General features: G+C 67.4%; 18 protein-coding genes, 1 tRNA gene and 1 pseudogene. 8 read left to right on the plus strand and 12 right to left on the minus strand.

Annotated features, from left to right (window positions below; translation table 11 throughout):
• Window positions 1-126: 126 nt before the first annotated feature.
• Window positions 127-369: pseudogene (locus tag ACFQS1_RS29700) on the plus strand (site-specific integrase); the annotation flags it as partial.
• 352 nt (window positions 370-721) lie between these two features.
• On the opposite strand, the gene ACFQS1_RS29705 reads toward ACFQS1_RS29700, so the two are convergent.
• The 5 genes from ACFQS1_RS29705 to ACFQS1_RS29725 all read right to left on the minus strand — a co-directional run bounded on the left by ACFQS1_RS29705 (window position 722) and on the right by ACFQS1_RS29725 (window position 4,701).
• Window positions 722-2,029, minus strand: a complete 1,308-nt coding sequence (locus ACFQS1_RS29705; protein ID WP_378974757.1) for a hypothetical protein — start codon at window positions 2,027-2,029, stop codon at window positions 722-724.
• Between the two features lie 262 nt (window positions 2,030-2,291).
• Window positions 2,292-2,954, minus strand: coding sequence for a hypothetical protein (locus tag ACFQS1_RS29710; protein ID WP_378974759.1), 663 nt, complete (start codon window positions 2,952-2,954; stop codon window positions 2,292-2,294).
• Entirely contained in the window at window positions 2,941-3,330 is a 390-nt protein-coding gene (locus ACFQS1_RS29715; protein ID WP_378974762.1) for a hypothetical protein, read from the minus strand. Before ACFQS1_RS29715 ends, ACFQS1_RS29710 begins: the two co-directional genes overlap by 14 nt.
• A gap of 325 nt (window positions 3,331-3,655) precedes the next feature.
• Window positions 3,656-3,732 (minus strand) — tRNA-Pro (locus tag ACFQS1_RS29720).
• A 72-nt stretch (window positions 3,733-3,804) separates the two neighbouring features.
• A complete protein-coding gene (locus ACFQS1_RS29725; RefSeq protein ID WP_378974764.1) occupies window positions 3,805-4,701 on the minus strand; it encodes a metallophosphoesterase in 897 nt (298 codons plus the stop codon).
• Between the two features lie 25 nt (window positions 4,702-4,726).
• Here ACFQS1_RS29725 and ACFQS1_RS29730 point away from each other — a divergent pair, with 25 nt between their 5' ends.
• Together ACFQS1_RS29730 and ACFQS1_RS29735 are read left to right on the plus strand one after the other, a co-directional pair.
• Window positions 4,727-5,182, plus strand: a complete 456-nt coding sequence (locus ACFQS1_RS29730) for a GatB/YqeY domain-containing protein (RefSeq protein WP_378974766.1) — start codon at window positions 4,727-4,729, stop codon at window positions 5,180-5,182.
• Window positions 5,183-5,310: 128 nt separating this feature from the next.
• The gene (locus ACFQS1_RS29735; protein WP_378974768.1) at window positions 5,311-6,165 is read left to right on the plus strand and encodes a DUF4190 domain-containing protein; all 855 of its coding nucleotides are present in this window, start codon (window positions 5,311-5,313) and stop codon (window positions 6,163-6,165) included.
• Window positions 6,166-6,171: 6 nt separating this feature from the next.
• Here ACFQS1_RS29735 and ACFQS1_RS29740 read toward each other — a convergent pair whose 3' ends face one another.
• The 5 genes from ACFQS1_RS29740 to ACFQS1_RS29760 form a co-directional block, all read right to left on the minus strand.
• Complete coding sequence (locus ACFQS1_RS29740) at window positions 6,172-6,825, minus strand: hypothetical protein (RefSeq protein WP_378974771.1); 654 nt, start codon at window positions 6,823-6,825, stop codon at window positions 6,172-6,174.
• Complete coding sequence (locus ACFQS1_RS29745; protein ID WP_378974774.1) at window positions 6,794-7,858, minus strand: type IV toxin-antitoxin system AbiEi family antitoxin; 1,065 nt, start codon at window positions 7,856-7,858, stop codon at window positions 6,794-6,796. The genes ACFQS1_RS29740 and ACFQS1_RS29745 overlap by 32 nt, the downstream gene beginning before the upstream one ends.
• Before the next feature lie 222 nt (window positions 7,859-8,080).
• Window positions 8,081-8,377 (minus strand): hypothetical protein, encoded by a 297-nt coding sequence (locus ACFQS1_RS29750; protein ID WP_378974776.1) that lies wholly within the window; start codon window positions 8,375-8,377, stop codon window positions 8,081-8,083.
• A gap of 78 nt (window positions 8,378-8,455) precedes the next feature.
• Window positions 8,456-10,639 (minus strand): putative bifunctional diguanylate cyclase/phosphodiesterase, encoded by a 2,184-nt coding sequence (locus tag ACFQS1_RS29755; protein ID WP_378974778.1) that lies wholly within the window; start codon window positions 10,637-10,639, stop codon window positions 8,456-8,458.
• 3 nt (window positions 10,640-10,642) lie between these two features.
• Complete coding sequence (locus ACFQS1_RS29760) at window positions 10,643-11,797, minus strand: FIST signal transduction protein (RefSeq protein ID WP_378974781.1); 1,155 nt, start codon at window positions 11,795-11,797, stop codon at window positions 10,643-10,645.
• Window positions 11,798-11,889: 92 nt separating this feature from the next.
• Between ACFQS1_RS29760 and pyrE the strand changes: the two genes are divergently transcribed.
• Window positions 11,890-12,408, plus strand: a complete 519-nt coding sequence (gene pyrE / locus ACFQS1_RS29765; RefSeq protein ID WP_378974783.1) for an orotate phosphoribosyltransferase — start codon at window positions 11,890-11,892, stop codon at window positions 12,406-12,408.
• Window positions 12,409-12,604: 196 nt separating this feature from the next.
• Here pyrE and ACFQS1_RS29770 read toward each other — a convergent pair whose 3' ends face one another.
• Window positions 12,605-13,657, minus strand: coding sequence for an aspartate-semialdehyde dehydrogenase (locus ACFQS1_RS29770; protein WP_378974785.1), 1,053 nt, complete (start codon window positions 13,655-13,657; stop codon window positions 12,605-12,607).
• An 8-nt stretch (window positions 13,658-13,665) separates the two neighbouring features.
• On the minus strand, window positions 13,666-14,931 hold the full coding sequence (locus tag ACFQS1_RS29775; RefSeq protein WP_378974788.1) for an aspartate kinase: 1,266 nt from the start codon (window positions 14,929-14,931) through the stop codon (window positions 13,666-13,668).
• A 136-nt stretch (window positions 14,932-15,067) separates the two neighbouring features.
• Between ACFQS1_RS29775 and ACFQS1_RS29780 the strand changes: the two genes are divergently transcribed.
• From ACFQS1_RS29780 to ACFQS1_RS29795, 4 genes are all read left to right on the plus strand, one after another.
• A complete protein-coding gene (locus ACFQS1_RS29780) occupies window positions 15,068-15,850 on the plus strand; it encodes a hypothetical protein (protein WP_378974790.1) in 783 nt (260 codons plus the stop codon).
• A gap of 198 nt (window positions 15,851-16,048) precedes the next feature.
• Window positions 16,049-17,782, plus strand: coding sequence for a 2-isopropylmalate synthase (gene leuA, locus ACFQS1_RS29785; RefSeq protein WP_378974793.1), 1,734 nt, complete (start codon window positions 16,049-16,051; stop codon window positions 17,780-17,782).
• A gap of 96 nt (window positions 17,783-17,878) precedes the next feature.
• Window positions 17,879-18,604 (plus strand): HNH endonuclease family protein, encoded by a 726-nt coding sequence (locus ACFQS1_RS29790; protein WP_378974795.1) that lies wholly within the window; start codon window positions 17,879-17,881, stop codon window positions 18,602-18,604.
• A complete protein-coding gene (locus ACFQS1_RS29795; protein WP_378974797.1) occupies window positions 18,496-18,852 on the plus strand; it encodes a hypothetical protein in 357 nt (118 codons plus the stop codon). Before ACFQS1_RS29790 ends, ACFQS1_RS29795 begins: the two co-directional genes overlap by 109 nt.
• The last annotated feature ends 68 nt before the right edge of the window (window positions 18,853-18,920 follow it).

Consider the following 18,920-nt stretch of genomic DNA (forward strand, 5'->3'; position numbering starts at 1 on the left):
CACCGCAGCCCCCGTCCCTGAATCACCTCAAACAGGACGAAGTCTCACCCGATCCGCAGCCCCTGAACGCCAGGACCTGGGCACGTTCATCCGTACGTGGCTGGGCACATTCACGCGTACCCCGACAAGTGGCGCCAAGCCCGCGCCGATACCAGCCTGGATTGGGTGACCCCGCACAGCTTCCGCAAGACCGTCGCCAGCCTCATCGATAGGGAGGCCAGCGCCAAGAACGCGGCGGCACAACTCGGACACGAGAGCGAAGAGATCACCAAGAGGCACTACATCGTCAAGCCCGCCATCGCCCCGGACAGCTCTCAGATCCTTCAAAAGCTCGGCCCTAGTTCTGAAGCTTCCGGCAACGATTCTTAGATCAAACTGGACAGAACCGAACTCGACTGACAAACCCATCTGAGGCTGACAACCCATCTGCGGACAGCGTCGCTCGCTGTCCGCCACGCAGGCTCAATCAGACCAACGCGTGCAGACGCGCTATCGTGCGTGACTTCGCAGCGATGGCTTCAGTGCGACTGCGCGCCTTGCCAGCGGCTTCCAGGTTGCGGCGGACATCGGCTGGCACGAGGTTTTCAAGTTGTCTCTGCGCACGTGCGCGACGCTCGCGCTCAGCACGCAGCGAGGACTGACTCTGCTTGCTCACGTGTCTCACCCCGTCTCAGCTCGCCGAGCACTGTAAGCACAAGACTACGGGTAGTAGCTACTACCGTTACTGCAACGTACCACGGTGTGTCATATGCCAACTAGGGTTAAGTTCACTGCTGAAGTAGTGTTTACGTTTCAACCAGACGAAGCCGTCACCTCGCGAGATCAGCGCGACGTCGATGGCCCCTCCAACGGTAGCTACGCTCTGGACGTCCATCCGCTGCTTGAGGGATGTCAGGTTAACCAGACTCTCCGCCAGCACTGCAAGCTCGTCTTTGGGAAGGAAAGAAATACTTTCCAAGAAGGGTGCAACGAAGGTGCTGTCTTCGTGGTCCTGCATATGATGCATAAACTCATGTAAACGATCAGATGTGATCTTGGACATCGCTTCTTCAACCTCGGTTTTTTCGGCCGCCGTGAGGTTACCGAAGCGACTTAGTGTACTGGCTATTTCGGTGCGAGAGTCGGTCATCCATCCGCGCCAGTACTCGACGATCTTCTTCCGAACCGCAGAATTGACGCCGGAGATGTACGCTCGCGCCTCCTCGTCCTCCGCAAAGGTTTCGAGGTGCCCAGCGTAATTCTGTTCAATCGCCACATCCTCGTGTCCGTACGAAAGGACACTGTTTCGCAACATTCCGCGCACTCGAACACTATGCATCTTCGGGAAGTAGTCCCGCTCGCCGAAGCCAGCTATCACTACTCCACTCGCTGCTGGATCTGGAACGACCTTAGTAATGTAGCTAATAGCAATGTTAGAGAGCCGGTTTCGGATGCTCTTTTTAAGCCGCCACTCTCCGAACAGCTCTCCGACCAGCATGTCAATGGCCTGACCGAAGGTCTCCCGTATTTGCTTAGGCCCGACCGCGTCGGTCCAGGGGCCGTCGTGAATGGGTTCGTACCGGGCTTCGGCGCGGTCGATAGCTTCGGTGACCAACGAAGAGACTCGCGTCATGACTAGGCGCCCAGTGTTGGTAACGCATGACTCTTGACGCTCGAAAACGTACTCAAAAATATCCGTCAGCGCGTTATACGCCTTGTCGATAACTAGACGAACTTCGCTGGCGGGCCCGACCATATCACGGTTGTCTTTAATATACTCGCTGAAGGAATCAACGTAGTCTTCGAGGTAGGGCAGAGATAAGTCGCGATTCGCGTCCCGAAACGACTTAAGAACAGTTTCCCACGGCATGCCGTTGATCTCGGCGTTTGCATAAATCATAAACCCGACCGGACGGCCTTTGATAAGCTCAAAAAGCTTGTTTACCGTCTCAAAGGTCTTGCTACCCTGCCGGCCGGAGGAGATCGTTACCGCGCTATCGGCCGCCATAGCAACGGCTGACTTGTTCATCACAACAGCTTCGGCAGTCATAGATTCCTGAGCTTCCCGGCAGAGGGCGTCCAATGTGGCTAGCTGGATTGTATCCGTCCTCGGCGGTGCTCGATACCTGGCATTGCCGGAAGGCGCAGAGCGGAGGCCGCCGGCCCTTGACTGAGTGGACCAGTTCCACCACGGGACCAAGTTGCTGTAAGAATTCCGACAGACGCGAGGTGCAAATACGATGCAGTCCGGTCGCCGCCTTCCGAGCTAGGCAGGGTGTCCCGCTAACGGCTCCTGCCTGCCGTGGCCTGCCTCAGCCTTCAGGTATCCCCTTGAGTGCATCCCGAGCAAGATCAGGGTTCTGTCGTACAGCAGCCCGGAGTTGGATATCACGGAATTCTTCTCGCGTGCGATCGAGCGCGCTTTGCCACCCGGTCTTCGGTTGCACAAGCTGTTCATCGATCAGAAATTCGAGAACATCTTCGAGCGCAGGCCGAAAACGGCGCCCACCAACAGGAAAATGCAACTCGCCCATACTTTTCTTCTTTCGCTTAGCGCAGAGCACTTCCATAATGGGAGTAAGGCCCGTATTCTCGCCAAGCACCTGAAGGTGCGCCTCGGTGTATCCGGCCTTGTGCCGTTCGTAGTCGTAGTGAAAGAAAGGATCCTTTGCGTCAGCAGATCCTGAAACCCCAAAGTAAGAAGTCTTCACCGTCATATAATGATCGCTTGTTTCCTCGAGAAACAGTAGATACTGAATATCGAGAAAGCATCGCATCTTCTTGTCCGCGGAAAGAAGTGCGATGGGCTTGGTGCTGAGGTCTCTCAACTGGAGATTCGCACCAACGGCCATCATGCGCTCCTCACCGACGAATCCTGCTGTCACTCGCGCGTTGTCAGCGACCGTCTGGTTCAGCAGCGTCTGGATCTTGCCCGCAAATTCACGGGCCTGCGACCGGAGATCAGCCCTGGTCACCGATCATCATCCAAAGCTTGCGCGCCTCTGTCGAGGTGAAATTCTTCTCTTGAGCTTGCTCTCTTAGCTCTGACCGAGAGAGCCCGACGCGCTTAAGTCCCTCGGTAACGGCTTCCTGCCACTCCGCAGCGGACATCTCGATGACGTCAGGCTCCTCAGTGCTGTTAACGGGGTCACTCGGTGCCGTTGCCATCGCGGCGCCTCCTCCAGGTAGGTAACCGTCATCGTACGGTCCAGGTCTGACAATTTTGCCTTCGTCGATCCCTAACCCGCCCAACGTACGATGGTCAGTCAGCCGAACGAGCGTGTCGATGCCGTACCCCGCGCAAGCAGCTAAGTATGGCAACTGAGCCAACCCGCCGAGCATGAGCGACACCCACGCAAGCGGCTGACCTGCACCTATGCCGTTGACCGATCGAGTCGCCGGATTTCCTAAGCTCGGACTTCGGTCAAATCCACCCCGAAGCGTTCACGCAGCGTCTGAGTGCGGTGCCTGAGGGCTGAGTGGCGGGAAGAGGAGCCTGCGCCATGAGTTGCGGAGGGACCAAGGCGTCGACCCAGGTCGTTCACGCCATAGCGAGCACTCTGTGGCGAACGTGGTCGTGTCCACCCGTTTGTGGGGGGTTTTCGGGGGACGATGCAAAATGCCATCGACAAAGACGTATGCCCTGACCAGCCAGAAGCTGGTCAGGGCATACCACTGGTCGGGGTGGCCGGATTTGAACCGACGGCCTCTTCGTCCCGAACGAAGCGCGCTACCAAGCTGCGCCACACCCCGAGCTGCCAGCAAATACTATCCGACGCTCCACCGGACGCGAAATCGGTATCCCCCCACCCCCATAACCGCAGGTCAGCGCGGTATCAGCGTCAACACGGAGGCCTCCGGCCGGCACGCGAACCGGATCGGCGCCGTCGGGTGCGTCCCCAGCCCGGCCGACACGTGCAGCCACGCGTCCGACCCCGGCCACCGATGCACCCCGCGGGCCATCGACAGCGGCAGGTCGCAGTTGGTCGTCAAGGCCCCATACAACGGCACCCGAACCTGTCCCCCATGCGTGTGCCCGGCCAGCAGCAGCGCGAACCCGTCCGCGGCCATGGCGTCCAGCACCCGCGCCGCCGGCGTGTGGGTCACGCCGATGTGCAGGTCAGCACCGCTCGAGACGGCGCCGGACACGGACGGATAGTCGTCCCGATCGACATGCGGGTCGTCCACGCCGACGAGTTCGATGGACCGCCCGCCGGCCTTCACCACGGTCCGGGCGTTGTTGAGATCCGCCCAGCCGGCGTCGACAAAGGCGCTGCGCAGGTCTTCGAACGGCAGGTCGACCCCCTGCACGTACTCGCGCTCCCCGGGCAGGAGATACCGCAGCGGATTCCCCCACACCGGCCCGCGATAGTCGTTCGACCCGAACACGAACGCACCCGGCACCGACAGGAACGGATCCAGCGCCCGCAACACTCCCGGCACCGCGCCCGGATCGGACATGTTGTCGCCGGTCACCACGACCAGGTCGGGGTCGGTGCCGATCAGCGAGGCCACCCAGTCCTGCTTGCGCCGCTGGTCGGGCATCATGTGCAGGTCCGAGAGGTGCAGAATCCGCAGCGGCTCGGCATCCGGCTCGAGGACCGGCACGTCGAAGCGCCGCAGCGTGAAAAGGTTCCGCTCGATCAGCGACGAGTAGGCGAAGGTGGCCGCTCCGGCCGCCGCCACACCGGCGGCCAGGGCGATAAGGGGACGCTTGCGCATGAGGGCAAGAGTAGTTTCTCCCTCCATGGGGACGCTGAAAGACCGCCTGAACGACGACCTGCACACCGCCATGAAGGCCCGAGACGAGCTGACGACGGCGACGCTGCGCATGGCCCTGGCCGCCGTCCGCAACGCCGAGGTGGCCGGCACCGAGGCACGCGCTCTCACCGACGACGAGGTCCTGGCCGTCCTCGCCAAGGAGTCCAAGAAGCGCCGCGAGGCAGCCACCGCTTTCGCCGACGCCAACCGTCCCGAGCAGGCCGCCAAGGAGCGCTCCGAGGGCGAGGTGATCGAGCGCTACCTGCCCAAACAGCTCACCGACGACGAGATCGCCGCGCTCGTCCGGGACGCGCTGGCGGCCGGCGGCTTCGCCGGCAAGGCCCAGATGGGTCCCGCTATGAAGGCAGCTCAGGCCGCCGTAGCCGGCCGCGCCGAGGGTGGCCGCGTAGCGGCCGAGGTGCGCCGCCAGCTGGGCGTTTAGCTCACGCCGACTGCATTTTTCAAACCCCTCATATCGTACGGGCGGCCCCGTCCCACAACCGCAACAGCGGGGCCCCCGGCTGCTCGGGTGACAGCCCGCCCCGATGCGTGCCTCAAGTCCCCGAACAAGTGACCGATCTACTCCAGGCCTACCCCCTGGAGACGCCCATGCTTTGCACCAACTGTGGCTCGGCCCTGTCCGCCCAGGCCGCCTACTGCGGCACCTGCGGCCAACCCACCGCCACACCCGCCTGGCATTCGGCCCCCACCCGGCAGATTCCCACCGTCCACGCCGAGCCCCAGGCGACCCCCATTTCCCCGCCCCGCCTGGCGTGGCCCCCCGCCGTCTCCACGACCCCCACCTTCGGCGACCACACCCCTCCCACATTCACGAACTTCTCGCAGCCCACCTACCTCCTGTCCGCACCGAGCGGCGACTCGCATTCCCTCCCCGCCTACGAGCGATACGACGTGCCGCCGCCGGCAACGCCGGCCTACCCCCAGCCCACGTTCCCCCCACAGCCACCGCTCCCGGCCAGCGAAGCCCTCCCGCACCCGATCTCCCCGGCCTGGCAGCTCTACAGCCCACTGGTCTCCCCAGCGCCCCAGGCTCAGCCACACCCACAGCCGTTCTCACCGACCCAGCAGGCGCAGCCACACCCACAGCCGTTCGAGCCGACCCAGCAGCCCCCGACGCAGCTGCCCCCGCAGCCCCACAGCCAGCCCCGGCCCGTCCCCGCCAACGAAGAGATCCGCCCACGGACCGGCAACCGCTTCGACATGGCCGCCATCCTCCTGGCGCTGATCGCGATCCTGGTCGCGCCCATGGGCATAGTCCTGCCCCCGGCGTTCGGCATCCTGGCCATCATCTGCGGCGTAGCAGCCCTCCGCCGAGCCGAACCCCACGGCACGCTGGCCCTGACCATCGCCGCCGGCGCCACCGCCCTCGGCATGCTCGCCGCAATCGTCATCACACTGCTCTGACGGCGGCTACAGCGTCTCGGGCGGCGGTTCGGCGAAGCCTTTGCTGTAGGCCAGCAGCAGGGACCGGTTCTCCCGCACCAGGCCGCCCATATCGGCAGCCAGCAGGTCGAACTGCTCGGGGGAGTCGAGCAATGCTGTGACGAATCCCGGATTTTCCCGAGCCAGCAAAGACCGGGCCTCGCGTCCGCTGCGGTGAGCGCCGGCCAACCTCGGGTCGAATTCGTGAAGCTCGACCAACTCTTGATGGTCTACATACAGCTGATCGAGGTACGGACCTTCGTGATAGGCCGTAATGATGCTCTTCAGGTCGATCGCGTCACGCCGGTTGTCGTGATGACGATCCTGCCACGCGAGGATTTTCAGCACTGACTGGGCGGGCAGCGAGGCCACCGGGACCACCAGGTTCCCCGGAAACGTCACGTGGACTGCGGCGGCCATCGCCTCCCGGAATCCGAAGACGTTCACAGCCACCGCTACATCGATATCGGCCGTGGCGCGCTCCGGCACGGATCCAACGACATGCCGGATCAGGATGTCTCGGGCCGTGGCGCCGACAACCATGATCTCGACGCCGCATTCGCTCGCCCGGCGACTCAGTTCGGCCAGTACCAATGCGACTGGCTCCAGGTCAGCCGCGGTCGAGGCGTTGAAGGAGCGCATCGTTCTCCCGAAGGTCGGCAGCCGCCTCGGTCAACCGCGGGTCGGCCGAGGCGACCAGGTCGCCGTAGATCAACGGCGTGGGCACGGTCAAGGAGGGTTTCGCCGGGAGATGCCAGAAGAGTTGGCGGACCTCGACACCTCCGTCCCCGTGGGGATTTCGGAACCGATAGTCGATGGCCAACTGCCGCGGGACTTCAGTGGCGTACAGCACGGCCTTCTGCGGTCGCAGTCTCGGGTTGATGCGATGAGCGGCCGACTCTCCGCCCCACAACGCTCCGGCTGCCCGCACGCTGTCGTCAGCGTTCTTCCACCAGTCCGGATTCATCGCGTCGAAGGTTGCCAGGGTCAGGCGGGGCCAAAGGTCGAACGCGTACGCCTCCACCCATCGATCGAAGAGTTTCCGAGTCCGGTGCAACTGCCGTGGATTCGTGGTCACATAACCGGCGGTTTCGAGTTCGGCCAGCACCCACTGGACCGTGCCGAGTGATACGCCGCTGGCCCGGCTTATCTCGCGGTATGTGGCGGTGACCAGGTCAGGGTCGGCCAGCAGAGCGAAGATCACCTTGAGGCCGCTCGATTTGAACGCCCGCAGGGGCTTGCCCGGCGTGCCGGGCCGGATTGCGGGACCACGACGTCCGCGCACGTCGAGCAGGAGCCCGTCGCCGCGGAGGAACATGTTGCCGACCGAGTCGACGTAGTGCACATGCTGCCGGCGCAGCGCTTCTCCGGTCTGGTCCGAAATGTGGGGCGCGACCAGCAGGAGCTTTCGCCCCGGAGACGGCCGGGAGGTTTGCGCTGACGCGGGCGAGACCTTGGTACGGAGCTGGACTTCGTAGGTGCATGTGCGTCCGCCGAGGCTCAGCTGGAGCAGTCGGCCGCCGGCGTTCCGGTCGTCGCCGCCGATCTCAGCGACAACGACGCCGGCATCTGCCAACTGGGTCAGCGCAGAGTCCAGCAGTTCGTCGCTTCGTGGCCGCATCCGCGCTCCAATCCCGCCGTTCACAGCGCCGCCTTGTTCATGCTCCCTGAACATACAGGATTTCTGAACATCTGGCTGCTGGGGGCATTGAGGCGGAGCATCAGGAAGCGGCCGCGGGCGGGATGGCTGATCCTCGATACGATGCCCTTTACGGCTTCGCGTGGATACTTCGCGACAACGGGGAATGGCTGGAGTCTCGTCGCGACAATTGACGCTGCGAAGATGGGGCGCACTACTCAGCGGGGGCACGGCTGACGCCGTACCCCCGCATGGTTTTTAAAGGGCCAACTGCGGCCGCACCGGGACCGCGGCCACCGACGGGCCGACGCTGCGGCTCGGGAGTTGTTGCGGGACCGAGTACGGACCGAGCATCGACTCGACGGCGGGGGCGATCGCGGGGCGGGCGTCCAACTGGATCAGGCGAGCGGCTCGGGCCAGGGAGCCGGTTTCGCCGTCGCGGAAGCCCTCTCGGTAGCCCTTCTCGTAACGTTCGCCTCGGCCCAGCGCGCGGCCGAGGGCGAAGCAGGAGGAGCCGGCAAGTGCGAGGAGGAAGAACAATGCGAAGGGTGTCACGGAATGTTCCTTCCGAGTAATTAGCACCAATTAGGCGAAAAGTACCCCAAAAGGATCTCCCATGTTGTAGCGCGGTGATCAAGTACGCGGATGGGTGAAGATCTGTTCGCCGGCCAGGCGAGCAGGCAGGTCCGAAGGGTCCGTGGGGCGGCACAGGTGGTAGCCCTGGCCGTAGGCACAGCCCAGGCGGCGCAGCGCGGCGAGCTGGTTGGCGTTCTCGATGCCCTCGGCGACGGTGCGCAGGCCGAGGATCTGGGCGAGCTCGACGATGGTGCGTACCAGAGCCAGATCCTCGCCGGTGAGCTCGGCGCGGGCGATGAAGGCGCGGTCGATCTTGAGCTCGTCGACCGGGAGCTCACGCAGGTACGCGAGCGACGAATAGCCGGTGCCGAAGTCGTCGATCGACAGCTGGACGCCGAGGCCGCGCAGCGCGTGCAGGGCGGCCTTGCCCAGGTCGGGCTCGCTCATCAGCACCGACTCGGTGAGCTCGAGCGTGACGGCGCTGGACGGCAGGCCGGCGATCGCCAGCGCGCGCATCACCGCGTCGGCGAAGCGGGGATGCACCAGCTGATGACCGGAGACGTTGACGTTGAGCCCCAGATCGGGGAAGTCTCGCCGCCAGAGCGCCACCTGCTTCGCGCTGGTCTCGAGCGCCCACTGGCCGATGTCGACGATCAGGCCGAACTCCTCGGCGATCGGGATGAAGTCGACCGGCGAGACGAAGCCGCGGGTCGGGCTGTGCCAGCGGATCAGGGCCTCGACCCCGGTCGGCGCGAGGTCGGACAGGCGGATCAGCGGCTGGTACTGCAACCGGAACTCGCCCTCGCGCAGCGCGCGCTGGAGGTCGCCGCGCAGGCTCAGGTGGTCGAGGGCCTCGCTCTGCATGTACGGCTCGTAGACCAGCACCCGGCCGGCCCCGTCCCGCTTCGCGCGGTACATGGCCAGGTCGGCGTTGTGCAGCAGGGCCTCGGAGCGTTCGGCGGAGTCGCGCGAGGTGGCGATGCCGATGCTGGCGCCGATGAAGATCTCGCGGCCGGCGACCCGGAACGGCTCCTTGATCGCGGCGATGATCCGTTCGCCGACGACCACGGCCGTTCCGGTGGGAGAGTCGTGCAGGAGCGCGGCGAACTCGTCGCCACCCAGGCGGGCGGTGGTGTCGCTGGCCCGTACGCAGGCGCGCAGCCGCCGGGCGACCAGGGCGAGCAGCTGGTCGCCGGCCTCGTGGCCAAGGCTGTCGTTGACCGTCTTGAACCGGTCGAGGTCGATGAACAGCACGCTGGTCGGGTCGCCGTCGGTGTTCCGCGACGCCAGCACCCGGTTCAGGATCTTGAGAAACAGGGCCCGGTTGGGCAGGCCGGTGAGCGGGTCGTGGTGTGCCTCGCGGACCGCCTCCACGGTACGGGCGTCGGTCAGGGCGAGGCTGACCTGCTGGGCGAAGGCGGCGAGCTGGTCGCGCTGCTCGGCGTACTTTTCGGCGCCGCCGGGCAGGTGGGCGACCAGGCTGCCGGCCATCTCGCCGGTCACCCGCACCGGCGCGGCGATCACCGTCCCGCCGCCGTCCGAGCGGATCAGCACCGCGCCGCCGGACATCGCGGCCCGGGCCGCCGAGTCGTACAGCGGCCGGCCGTCGGCGCCGCCGCAGGTGGAGGCGACGCTCAGCCGCCGATCGGGTCCGCCCTCGGCGAGCAGCAGCGATACCGTCGCGCCGGCCAGCAACTCGGCCGCGCCGCCGGTCACCGCGTCGAGGATCTCGGGCAACGGCCGGCGGGCGGAGATCGCCCGCTGGATGGTCAGCAGCGATTCGACCAGCCGTTGGCGGGTCTGCGCCGTCGTCGCCTGGCGCTCCTTCTCCTCCCGCAGGTGCCGTTCGGCGGCGAGGACCCGGATGCTGCGCAGCGCCAACCCCAGCACCTGCGCCATGCCCTGGAGCATCTGCCGCTCCTCGGGGATGAACGGCTCGCCGGCCCGGCCGACGATCAGCGCGTCCGCGTTCTCGCCGCCCAGCGGGCTGGCCACCGCGTACAGCTCGCCGAGGCCGGCGACGTCGAGCAGAGATTCACCGGCGGCGACGGCCAGGAGGCCCGCTTCCGGCGGGGCGCCGCTGAATCCGTACGCCTCGGAGACCTTGCCTTCCCGCACCACCGCGCCCACCTCGGCCTCGACCATCTCGGCCGCCCGTTCGACGGCGCCGGTGATCGCCGACGCCTCGTCGGCGGCGGCGTTGACCGCGGTGAAGTACTCGGTCAGCAGGTAGGTCAGCATGCGTCAGCCCAGAGCGAGGGTGACCAGGGTGAGGTGGTGCAGCCCGCTGGCGCCGCGCACCCGGGCGATCTCTCCGCTGGTGTAGAAGCCCGCGAACGGGGCGTCGCCCAGCGCCTCGCGTATCGCGTCGATCTCGTCCTGCATGCCACCGTCGATCAAACCGGCCCGCCGTCCGCCGCAGTCGAAGGCGAGCACCCCGAGCGGCGCCAGCCCGTCGAGCCGCGCGATCGCCTCGGTGCACGACCAGGTCGCGCCGTCGATCAGCGCCTGCCGGTCGGCCTCCATGGGCCACACCAGCGCACCCTGCGGCACGTCGGCGGTGCCCCAGACCGAGCGCGCCTCGTCGTCGCCGGCGTGAATCACCCGGATGTCCTCGCCGTTGCGCCGGGACAGCCCGAGCGGCTGCAGCGCCCGCCCCCGGTCGAAGAACTCCTCGGCCGTGCCCTCGAAGTTGTTGCGGCGCAGCAGCACGTCGAGGGCCGGTTTGTCGTCGAGGCTGTAGATGTGCGCGCCCTGGCTCCGGGTGACCACCATCGGCGGCTCGGTGCGCCGCCAGCCGTGCGCCACGCCGATGCCGAGCGGGCCGTCCGAGCCGAGCGCGAGCCCCACCACGGCCTCGCTGAGAACCTCGTCGTCGCAGAACTGGTAGGTCCGCTCGAAGTGCCGGTCGTCGGCGCCGAACCCGCCGACCAGCGGCCAGGCCGCGCCGACCGCCGAGTACGCGCCGCGGACGATCTCGTGCGGCCGCCCGGTCATCCCGTCGGCCAGCAGGATCAGCACCCGGTTCGGGTCGTGCAGGCCGCGCAGCGCCTCGGCCGCGGCGGCGCCGGCCGCCCGCAGATCGTGCGGGTCGAGCTGCGCCGCCCGCGTATGCACGGTGAAGCCATCGCCGCCGAGCGCGGCTATCGCCACCCCGCCCACCGTCATCCCGGCGTTGCCGAGCTCGCCCATCGTCGTGCTGCCCACGATCGCCGCGTCCGGGCCGGCCTCCGCCCGCACGGCGGCGAGCAGCACGGGCAGGTCGTGCGCGACCGAGCTGAAGACGACGACGGCCTTGGGTTTGCGCCCGCCGATCGCCTCGGCGGCGGCCTCGGCACCGGCCTTGGCGGAGTCGGCGGCGCTGCTCTGGCCGGCGCCGAACCAGCGGTGCGTCTCCATGATCTTCTGATCGGCACGTTTTGTTGGTTGCTGAGTGGTTGCATGCGGGGTGCTGTCGGTTGTCTCGAGGCGGCCTGACAGGCTAGGTCCTTGTGACTTCCTCTGAAGACCTCGCGCGGCGGGTCCGCGACGTGAGCCGCCTGACCGGCGAGTTCGTTCTGCGCTCGGGGCGGATCGCCAACGAGTATTTCGACAAGTACCAGTTCGAGGCCGATCCGGAGCTGCTCGACCAGCTGGCCCAGCGGATGGCCGTGCTGATCCCCGAGGGCACCGAGGTGCTCGCCGGCCTCGAGATGGGCGGCATCGCCGTGGTGACGGCGCTGGCCCGGCACGCCAAGCTGCCCACCGCGTTCGTCCGCAAGCAGGCGAAACAGTACGGGACCGCGCGGCTCGCCGAGGGCGCCGAGGTGGCCGGCCGCCGGGTGCTGGTCGTGGAGGACGTGGTGACCTCGGGCGGCCAGGTGGTGATCTCCACCGGCGAGCTGCGCAGGCTGGGCGCCCACGTAGACCACGCCCTGTGCGTGATCGACCGCCAGGAGGGCGGCGCCGAGGCCCTAGCAGCCGAGGGAATCAAGCTACGAGCCCTACTAACAAGAGCAGACCTGACCTGACCCGAGAAGACCGGACCTGACACGGGCCCCTACCTGCCAGGGACCCCGACCCGACCACGTACTTTCCGTGAACTCCGAATCAGGGGACTCGCGCGATCGCCCCGCCGATGAAGCGGCTGACTCCTCATCGGCCTAAAAGGGGCGATCGCGCGAGGCGCCGGAGGCGACGCCGGCCAGCTCAGCTCAGCGACGCCGGCTAACTCAGCTCAACAGCTACCAGCTCCGCTATCTGCACGGTGTTCAGCGCCGCCCCCTTGCGCATGTTGTCGCCGGTCACGAAGAGGTCGAGCGCCCGCGGGTCGTCCATCGCCCGCCGGATGCGGCCCACCCAGGACGGGTCGGTGCCGACCGCGTCGATCGGCATCGGGAACTCGCCCGACTCCGGGTCGTCGACCAGGATCACGCCGGGCGCGTTGCGCAGCACCTGCCGGGCGCCGTCGGCGGTGACCTCGGAGCCGAACACGGCGTGCACGGCGATCGAGTGGCCGGTCACCACCGGCACCCGCACGCAGGTCGCCGAGACCTTGAGCGCCGGGATGCCGAGGATCTTGCGGGACTCGTTGCGGAGCTTGAGCTCCTCGGACGACCAGCCGAGCGGCGCCACATCTCCCGACCAGGGCACCACGTTGAGCGCGAGCGGCGCCGTGAACGGGCCCAGGTCGTCGCCGACGGCCTGGCGCACGTTGCCGGGGCGGGAGCCGAGCAGCCGGTCGCCGGCCACCTTGCTGAGCTGGTCGTGCAGGGTGTCGACGCCGATCTGGCCGGCGCCCGAGGCCGCCTGGTAGGACGCCAGGACCAGCTCGCGCAGGCCGTACTCGCGGTGCAGCGGCGCGATCGCCATGATCATGGCCATCACGGTGCAGTTGGCGTTGGCCACGATGCCGCGCGGGCGGTCGTGCATCGCGTCCTGGTTGACCTCGGGGACCACGAGCGGGACGTCCGGATCCATCCGGAAGGCCGCGGAATTGTCCACCACCGTCACGCCGCGCGCGGTCGCGACCGGCGCCCACTCGAGCGAGACGTCGTCGGGGAGGTCGAACAGCGCCACGTCGACGCCGTCGAACGCCTCGGCCGTCAGCTCGCGCACGGTCAGCCGCTCACCGCGGCAGGAGAGCTGCTTGCCGGCCGAGCGCGCGGACGCGAGCAGCCGGATCTCCCCCCAGACGTTGCGCCGGGAGGTGAGCAGCTCGAGCATGACCGTGCCGACGGAGCCGGTGGCCCCGACGACGGCGAGCGTGGGCTGCGCCATCGGTGCGCTTACCGGCCGGTGCCCGCGTACACCACCGCTTCCTCGTTGCCGCCGAGCTCGAACTGCTCGTGCACGGCGCGGACGGCGGTGTCGAGGTCACTGTCGCGGCAGACCACCGAGACCCGGATCTCGGAGGTGGAGATCATCTCGATGTTGACGCCGGCCTCGCCGATGCAGGCGAAGAACGAGGCGGCCACGCCGGGGTGCGAGCGCATGCCGGCGCCGATCAGCGACACCTTGCCCACGTGGTCGTCGAAGAGCAGGCTCTTGAACTTGATCTTTTCCTTGATCTTGTCGAGGGCGGTCATCGCGGTCGGGCCGTCCGCCTTCGGCAGGGTGAAGGAGATGTCGGTGCGGCCGGTGCCCTCGGTCGAGATGTTCTGCACGATCATGTCGATGTTGATCTCGGCCTGGGCCACCGTGTTGAAGATGTGGCCGGCCGCGCCGGGCTCGTCGGGCACTCCGACGATCGTGATCTTGGCCTCGCTCCGCTCGTGGGCGACCCCGGTGATCAGCGCTTGTTCCACAGAAGGGTCCTCCATCGATCCGGTGACCATCGTGCCGGGCTTGTTGGAATACGAAGAGCGTACGTGGATCGGCACCCTGAAGCGGCGGGCGTACTCCACGCATCGCAACATCAGCACCTTCGCCCCGCCGGCGGCGAGCTCGAGCATCTCCTCGTACGTGATCTGCTTGATGTGTTTGGCGTTGGGCACGATGCGCGGATCGGCGGTGAACACGCCGTCGACGTCGGTGTAGATCTCGCAGACGTCGGCGTGCAGGGCCGCGGCCAGGGCCACCGCCGTCGTGTCGGAGCCGCCGCGGCCGAGGGTGGTGATGTCCTTGGTGTCCTGCGAGACGCCCTGGAAGCCGGCCACGATCGCGATCGCGCCCTCGTCGAGCGCCGAGCGCAGGCGGCCGGGGGTGACGTCGATGATCCGGGCCTTGCCGTGCACCGAGGTGGTCAGCACGCCGGCCTGCGAGCCCGTGTACGACCGGGCCTCGTAACCGAGGTTGTGGATCGCCATCGCGAGCAGCGCCATCGAGATGCGCTCGCCCGCGGTCAGCAGCATGTCGAGCTCGCGGCCGGGCGGCAGCGGGCTCACCTGGTTGGCCAGGTCGAGCAGCTCGTCGGTGGTGTCACCCATCGCGGACACCACCACGACCACGTCGTCGCCGGCCTTGCGGGCGGCCACGATGCGCTCCGCCACCCGCTTGATGCGCTCGGCGGTCGCGACGGACGAGCCACCGTATTTCTGCACCACCAGTGCCACGGGGAACCATTCCTCCAACATCACACCGGCGGCGCCGGTCAGGGCAATCGCCACCACAGTAGCCGCGACGAGCCGGGAGGCCGACACGCGATCCCAGATTGCGGCCCCGGGCGGGCCGGGAGGCGAGAATGTCTCGGTGCGCCCACGCTCCCTGCTGTTGTCCGTGTCGGCCGCCGCGCTGCTGGTGCCGGCGGTCGCGGCGGGCTGCGGCGGCACCGAGACCCCGCCGGCCACCGCGTCCGCGCCGCCACCGGCGGGCGGCGACGATCCGGACGGCCGGGCCGAGTTGGCCGCGCGGGCCGCGCTGGCCCAGGACAAGGCGTACGCCGCGCTCTACACGCTCACCTCCGGCGGCGACGGCCGGAAGCACAACGTGGTGGCCACGATCGGCGCGGATGGCACATGGCGGGTCGATGTCAGCGACGCCGTTCTCGGCGGCACCACCGACGTGTCGATCGTCTCGACCGCGGCCGGGGTCTTCCAATGCACCGTGTCGTCCCCGAGCAACCCGATAACCCCGACATGTGTACGGGTGGCGGATGCCGGAAAGCGCGTGCCGAGGGAGTACTCCCCCCAGGTCGAGCGGTTGTTCCGGCAATGGCTCCCGGTCTTCACCGACCGGCAGTCGCCGCTGTCGGTGACCGAGGTCGAGCCGCTCAAGGGCGCGCAGGGCACGTGTTTCTCGATCGACTCGATCTCGGCCGCGCTCAAGGCGCCGGTCGACATCGGCATCTACTGCTACGCCCCGGACGGCGTGCTGACCGCGGCCCGAGTCGACTTCGGCGTGCTCAAGCTGGTCAGCCAGGTCACCGGCCCGCGCACCGTGGCGCTGCCCGGCCCCGAGGTGCCCGGCCAGGCGCTGAGCACCGACGCACCGCCGGCCGTCGAGCAGCCGTCCGGCAGCGCCTCACCCGCCTGACCCCGGCATCCCACGATCCGGGCGTAGAGTTAGCCACGTCCGAGTTGATCACGTAGGGTGATTCCGACATGTGGCAGACGCTCCTTCTTCGCTGCCGCGACGAGGCCCCATTCCAGGCCGGCACCTCGTCGCGGAGTTTCTGCGTTCTCTGAGATCGCGGCGCCGCCTGAACGCCTCGTTTCGTTTGGAGCAGCCCACATGTCCACCGTCGACAACCCTTTTGCCACGCAGCGCCCGAGCTCGATGCCGTTCGAGCGGTACGCGCCGTACCAGCAGCAATTCAAGATTGATCTGCCCGACCGCAAGTGGCCCACGCGGCACGTCGAGGCCGCGCCCCGCTGGTGCGCCGTCGACCTGCGCGACGGCAACCAGGCCCTGATCGACCCGATGTCCCCCGAGCGCAAGCGGCGCATGTTCATGCTGCTGGTGCAGATGGGCTACAAGGAGATCGAGGTCGGCTTCCCGGCGGCGTCGCAGACCGATTTCGACTTCATCCGCCAGCTCATCGAGCAGGATCTGATCCCCGACGACGTCACCATCCAGGTGCTGACGCAGTGCCGGGAACACCTGATCGAGCGCACCTTCGAGTCGCTGCGCGGGGCCAAGCGCGCGATCGTGCACTTCTACAACTCGACCTCGGTGCTGCAGCGTCGGGTCGTATTCGGCCTGGACAAGGACGGCATCACCGACATCGCCACCAGCGGCGCCCGGTTCTGCCAGAAGTACGCGGAGATCTACACGCCGGACACCGAGATCTTCTACGAGTACTCCCCCGAGTCGTACACGGGCACCGAGCTGGAGTACGCGCTGGAGGTCTGCTCAGCGGTGATCGACGTGATCGACCCCACGCCGGCCCGCCCGCTGATCATCAACCTGCCGGCCACGGTCGAGATGGCCACCCCGAACGTGTACGCCGACTCGATCGAGTGGATGGACCGGCACCTGCCGCGCCGCGAGTCGGTGATCCTGTCGCTGCACCCGCACAACGACCGCGGCACCGGGGTGGCCGCCGCCGAGCTGGGCCTGCTGGCCGGCGCCGACCGCGTCGAGGGCTGCCTGTTCGGCAACGGCGAGCGCACCGGCAACGTCGACCTGGTGACGCTGGGGCTGAACATGTTCTCCCAGGGCATCGACCCGATGATCAACTTCTCGCAGATCGACGAGATCAAGCGGACCGTCGAGTACTGCAACCAACTGCCGGTGCACGAGCGTCACCCGTACGTGGGCGACTTGGTCTACACGTCGTTCTCCGGCTCGCACCAGGACGCGATCAACAAGGGCTTCGCGTGGCTGAAGGCCGATGCGGACCAGGCGGGGGTCGAGGTCGACAAGTTCACCTGGGGCGTGCCCTATCTGCCGATCGACCCCAAGGACCTGGGCCGCAGCTACGAGGCGGTCATCCGGGTCAACTCGCAGTCCGGCAAGGGCGGCGTGGCGTACATCATGAAGGAGGAGCACAACCTCGACCTGCCGCGGCGGCTGCAGATCGAGTTCTCCGGCGTGGTGCAGCACCACACCGACTCCGAGGGCGGCGAGGTCTCCCCGCAGGAGATGTGGGACATCTTCGCGTCGGAGTACCTGACCGACCACCAGCAGTCGACCGCCTTCAAGATCGAGGGCTACAGCACGGCGACCGTCGACGGCAAGGTCGAGATCGACGTCGAGGTCTTCCACCGGGGCGTACGCCGCCCGCTGATCGGCGTCGGCACCGGCCCGATCGACGCGTTCGTGCAGGCGGTGCAGCCGCTGGGCATCCAGGCCCGGGTGCTGGACTACAACGAGCACGCGCTGACCTCCGGCGGCGACGCGCAGGCCGCGGCGTACGTCGAGGTCGAGGTCGGCGACAAGGTGGTCTGGGGCGTGGGCATCGACGCCAACATCGTCAGCGCGTCTATCAAGGCAGTGACCAGCGCCATCAACCGCGCGCGCTGAGCTCGCCTCCGCGCGCCGCAACGGCGGCGCGCGGGATGATCCACTCACGGGTGATCGACCCGGACAGAACGGGCGGGGCACTCCTACGCTGAGGGAGTGCCCCCTCACACTCCTCGATGGACCGTTGCCCTCCTGACCGCCGCCGCCCTCAGCCTGAGCGCCTGCGAAGGCGTCTCGATCGCCGTCGGCCCGTCCCCCTCGGCGGGCGCTACCTCGGGTGCGACCTCCGGCTCCTCGTCCACGTCGTCCGGCGAGGCGTCCGCGTCTTCGTCCGGCGAAGGCTCCGGCGCGGCCGCCGGCGACGCCGAGGCGCAGCTCGACAAGCTCGTCGTGGCCAAGGCCGGCTCGATGAAGGGCTACAGCCGCGACAAGTTCCCGCATTGGCGCAGCACCGGCAAGAACTGCGACGTCCGCGACTCGGTGCTCAAGCGCGACGGCACCAAGGTGAAGTTCTCCGGTTGCAACGTGGTGGCCGGCACCTGGAAGAGCCTCTACGACGGCAAGCAGCTGACCGCACCGACCCAGGTGGACATCGACCACATGGTGCCGCTCGCGAACGCGTGGCGCTCGGGCGCGTCGGCCTGGACCACCGCCCGGCGCCGGGATTTCGCCAACGACCTGGACGACCCGCAGCTGGTCGCGGTGTCGGCGTCGTCCAACCGCTCGAAGGGCGACCAGGATCCGTCCACCTGGAAGCCGTCCGACACCGGCGCGTGGTGCGAGTATGCGCGAGACTGGATCGCGGTGAAGACCCACTGGAAGCTCACGGTCACCACCGCCGAGAAGTCCGCCCTCGCCGACATGCTGGAGAAATGTTCATGACCACGGATCTGACCACCGACATCGTCGCCGGTCCCGGCGGCGTCATGACCGATGAGGTCGGCGTCGTGACCGGCGACCTGACGCTGCACACCGAGGTCTCGGGCGCCGACGCGACCGTCCAGGTGCAGTACAAGGAAGCCGACGAGTGGTACACGGTCACCGGCGGGAAGGCCACGCTCAAGGACCCGGCGGACGCCGCCGCCGTGCACCAGGTCGTGGTGGGGATCCTCAACCGGCCCGAGGGCTGAGAAAAGCTGTCCCGCCGGATCCGGGTGGATCCGGCGGGAACGGGTGCTCACGCCGTACGAAATCAGGC

Origin of the sequence: Paractinoplanes rhizophilus (genome assembly GCF_042664765.1) — a bacterium.
In the GTDB taxonomy this organism is placed as follows: Bacteria; Actinomycetota; Actinomycetes; order Mycobacteriales; family Micromonosporaceae; genus Actinoplanes; species Actinoplanes rhizophilus.

Excerpts from the sequence above, each read along its gene's own strand:
- ACFQS1_RS29730 (WP_378974766.1), top strand. The coding sequence starts at position 4,727 with ATGGGGACGCTGAAAGACCGCCTGAACGACGACCTGCACACCGCCATG.
- ACFQS1_RS29770 (WP_378974785.1), bottom strand. The coding sequence starts at position 13,657 with ATGGCGCAGCCCACGCTCGCCGTCGTCGGGGCCACCGGCTCCGTCGGC.
- ACFQS1_RS29760 (WP_378974781.1), bottom strand. The coding sequence starts at position 11,797 with ATGGAGACGCACCGCTGGTTCGGCGCCGGCCAGAGCAGCGCCGCCGAC.
- ACFQS1_RS29755 (WP_378974778.1), bottom strand. The coding sequence starts at position 10,639 with ATGCTGACCTACCTGCTGACCGAGTACTTCACCGCGGTCAACGCCGCC.
- ACFQS1_RS29725 (WP_378974764.1), bottom strand. The coding sequence starts at position 4,701 with ATGCGCAAGCGTCCCCTTATCGCCCTGGCCGCCGGTGTGGCGGCGGCC.
- ACFQS1_RS29745 (WP_378974774.1), bottom strand. The coding sequence starts at position 7,858 with ATGTTCAGGGAGCATGAACAAGGCGGCGCTGTGAACGGCGGGATTGGA.
- ACFQS1_RS29705 (WP_378974757.1), bottom strand. The coding sequence starts at position 2,029 with ATGACTGCCGAAGCTGTTGTGATGAACAAGTCAGCCGTTGCTATGGCG.
- ACFQS1_RS29740 (WP_378974771.1), bottom strand. The coding sequence starts at position 6,825 with ATGCGCTCCTTCAACGCCTCGACCGCGGCTGACCTGGAGCCAGTCGCA.
- leuA (WP_378974793.1), top strand. The coding sequence starts at position 16,049 with ATGTCCACCGTCGACAACCCTTTTGCCACGCAGCGCCCGAGCTCGATG.